Annotated in this window: 5 protein-coding genes; 4 read left to right on the forward strand and 1 reads right to left on the reverse strand. The window is 51.2% G+C overall.

Features of this window, described 5'->3' with window-relative positions; genetic code table 11:
- On the reverse strand, positions 1-591 hold a 591-nt coding region (locus A918_RS0109510; protein WP_022710838.1), incomplete at its 3' end, for a DUF922 domain-containing protein.
- Positions 592-784: 193 nt separating this feature from the next.
- Between A918_RS0109510 and folP the strand changes: the two genes are divergently transcribed.
- The 4 genes from folP to A918_RS0109530 form a co-directional block, all read left to right on the forward strand.
- Positions 785-1,651: a dihydropteroate synthase gene (folP, locus tag A918_RS0109515; RefSeq protein ID WP_028233616.1), complete on the forward strand. Its 867-nt coding sequence runs from the start codon at positions 785-787 to the stop codon at positions 1,649-1,651.
- A gap of 112 nt (positions 1,652-1,763) precedes the next feature.
- Complete coding sequence (gene folB / locus A918_RS0109520) at positions 1,764-2,126, forward strand: dihydroneopterin aldolase (protein WP_022710840.1); 363 nt, start codon at positions 1,764-1,766, stop codon at positions 2,124-2,126.
- A complete protein-coding gene (folK, locus tag A918_RS0109525) occupies positions 2,123-2,650 on the forward strand; it encodes a 2-amino-4-hydroxy-6-hydroxymethyldihydropteridine diphosphokinase (RefSeq protein ID WP_022710841.1) in 528 nt (175 codons plus the stop codon). Before folB ends, folK begins: the two co-directional genes overlap by 4 nt.
- A gap of 65 nt (positions 2,651-2,715) precedes the next feature.
- On the forward strand, positions 2,716-3,361 hold a 646-nt coding region (locus A918_RS0109530), incomplete at its 3' end, for an O-methyltransferase (protein ID WP_028233617.1).

The following is a 3,361-nucleotide window of genomic DNA, read 5'->3' on the forward strand; positions in this document are numbered from 1 at the left end:
AATCAGATTTTCAAACCGCGATTCAAAATTAATGGTTTCCACGCGGTCAAAATATTGCTGCGCCTTGTCATGTTTCGCAAAAATCCGGTCAGTGATCTTATCAACATTGGCGCGCAATTTTGCGCAGTCACGCTCATTGCGCATGGAGCGGATCTGCCGCTCAAGTTCCGAAGCATGGGAGCGTGCGATGATGATATGGCTTTCTTCGTGGCGGCGGATATCTTTCACCAGCACATCCCAAACCATTCTTGTGTCGGCACTGGCGCGGCGACGGCTATGCCAGCTTGGCAGTGAGATCGTGGCGGTCACATTGGCGCGCACATCAGAGACACGGCAATATTTGCCGTCGGAACGGTATTTTACACGGGCATCAAAAGCGATTTTTGTCGCGCCCGGATGGCTTTCACCACCATTATTGAGTTTCGGGCCGTTCTTAGCCAAAGATTTGTCCAACTGCTCTGCCGTTGTGCCATAAACCGGAAAATAGCGATATTTCCGTGTCACTGAGGCCGCATCTGCCGTTGTAGAGGCGAGCATGCCGGATAACAGAACCAGACCGGTGAGGGTAAGCGCGAGAAATTTGCCGGACATTGTCTGTTCCTTTATTGCGGGCGCTCACGAAATGAGCACTCAGAAATTACCGGTTGTAGCACAAATTACGGCAGAATTGTCTTCTGCTGCATTATGCTGTTATCAGCCATTGGCTTTTATCAGTCCATGAAATGTGTAAAGAACTTATGGCTGGTTTGGAAAGCAAAGCAATTTTAAAAGGTTAATTCCAAATATGATTAAGAGTTTCCCTATAAAAAGAGAATGGCGACTAGCGCATGGACGCGTTCTTGAAACGGGTGTTCAGTCAGTAATTATGGGAATTCTCAATATTACGCCGGATTCTTTTTCCGATGGCGGCAGCCATAAGACGCTCGATGCAGCGCTGAGTTCTGCCCGTGCCATGCTGCATGCCGGTGCGGTGATTATTGATGTGGGCGGTGAGTCGACCCGTCCTGATGCGGCGACTGTGACTGCGCAGGAAGAACAGGATCGCGTATTGCCGGTGATTGAAGCGCTGGCGCGGGAAACGGGATGTCTGATCTCTGTCGATACCTATCGGGCGCAGACTGCAAAATTGGCGGTCGCAGCAGGCGCGCATATTGTGAATGATGTGTGGGGATTGCAGAAAGAGCCTGATATTGCCAATCTTGCGGCTGAAACCGGTGCCGGACTGGTGATTATGCATACCGGACGGGACAGGGACGTTGCCGCTGATGTGATTGAGGATCAGCATGTGTTTTTAGAGCGCTCTCTGGAAATCGCGAATGCAGCCGGTGTTGATCGGCGGCAGATCATGCTTGATCCGGGCTTTGGATTTGCCAAAGACACGCAGCAGAATGTGGAACTGATGGCACGATTTGAACAGTTGCAGAGTTTTGGCCTGCCATGGCTGGTCGGCACTTCCCGCAAGCGTTTCACCGGTGCCGTTAGTGGTCGTGAAATTGCCGCGGAAAGAGATGCGGCCACAGCGGCAACCAGTGTTATGCTGCGTCTCAGCGGTGCGGATATTTTTCGGGTGCATAATGTTGCACTGAACCGTGATGCGCTGATGATGGCGGATGCGGTTTTAAATGCCGCAGCTCTTACAAAAAAAGCGTGAACCGGTTTTTCAGAATTGCGGTATAGTCTGCTGACGAATGAATGGCAGACGATTATGAACTTTGGTTGTGAACACCTGTTTCATAACGAAAAAGTAAAGAAATGAGGGCTTTTTGTACACGATCCGTATGAAAAATTGCGCGTTTTTTGCGCATCACGGCGTTTTTGAAGAAGAAGAAAAGCTCGGCCAGCGTTTCTATGTGGATGCCGCGCTGACGGTTGATCCGGGCGACTCGCTGGATAATGATGATATTGATAAAACAGTGCATTACGGTATTGTCTTCTCCATGATCGAGAAGATTATTACGGGCACCCGCCGTTATCTGATTGAGGCTTTGGCACTGGATGTAGCCAAGGCACTGTGCGATGCATTTCCGCAAATTCAACATGCAGAGATTACCGTGCGTAAACCGAATGCGCCGGTTGCCGGTGTGCTGGATTATGTTGAAGTGACGGTCGGGTGGCCGCATAGATGAAAGCACGCGAGGTTCACAAAGCCTGGCTGTGTCTGGGCGGTAATATCGGAAATGTTGTGCAGACAATGGCACAGGCGCTGCAACTGCTGGATGAACGCCAGGATGTCAGGGTCATAACCGTTTCGCCGGTTTTCCGTACACCGCCTTGGGGAAATACCGATCAGGACTGGTTCTATAATGCCTGTGCTGAAATCTCGACGATATTAACGCCGCCGGAATTGCTGGAAGTGACCCAGACGATTGAGCGGCGGTTGAAGCGTGTGCGCAGTGAACGCTGGGGGCCGCGCACGATTGATATTGATATGCTGGCTTATGAAAGCGTTTTTGCGCTGGAAATGCCGGATCTGATTTTGCCGCATCCGCGCATTGAACAGCGTGCTTTTGTGCTGGTGCCACTGGCAACAATTGCTCCCGAGTTGAAAATTCGCGGCGAGTTTGTCTCTGACCTCCTGCAAAAAGTTGACAGTAGTGAGATACAGCGCTTGAGCTATGGCCATCGCTGGTGGCAGGATACGGGGCTGTAAAATCCCGTTGCTGTCATTCTGCTGTCTTTACGGCATGGTATCAAACTGCTCAAAATTCAGGAGTGATGATGTACCAGTCAGAAGATCAGTGGAAACAGGTTGATGTCTATATGGCTGAGAAGCTGATTGCGGAAGATCCGGTCATGGATGCCGTGTTGCAGCGCAATGCGGATGCAGGGCTGCCGAACCATGATGTGGCGGCCAATCAGGGAAAGCTGCTTAATTTGTTTGCACAAATGTGCAATGCCAGACATGTGTTGGAGATCGGCACTCTCGGCGGCTACAGCACAATCTGGCTGGCGCGGGCGCTGCCTGAGGGCGGCAAGGTTGTGACGCTTGAATATTCCGCAAAACATGCCGAAATCGCACAGCAGAATATTGATGCCGCCGGTGTTGCGGAAAAGATAGAAATTCTGATTGGCGCTGCAGCGGAAACCTTGCCGAAATTACAGGATCGCGCGCCGTTTGATCTGATTTTTATTGATGCCGATAAGCCGAATAATCCGGTCTATCTGGAATGGGCGCTGAAACTTTCCCGCAAAGGAACAGTCATTATCGGCGATAATGTCGTGCGCAACGGTGCTGTGACTGATCCGCAGTCGGAGGATGCCAATGTGATCGGTGTCCGGCGGTTTTTTGATATGATGGCGGCCGAGCCGCGCCTTGAGGCAACAGCGTTGCAAACCGTAGGCTCCAAAGGTTGGGACGGTT

The organism is Pseudochrobactrum sp. AO18b (genome assembly GCF_000409565.1).
Classification (GTDB): Bacteria; Pseudomonadota; Alphaproteobacteria; order Rhizobiales; family Rhizobiaceae; genus Pseudochrobactrum; species Pseudochrobactrum saccharolyticum.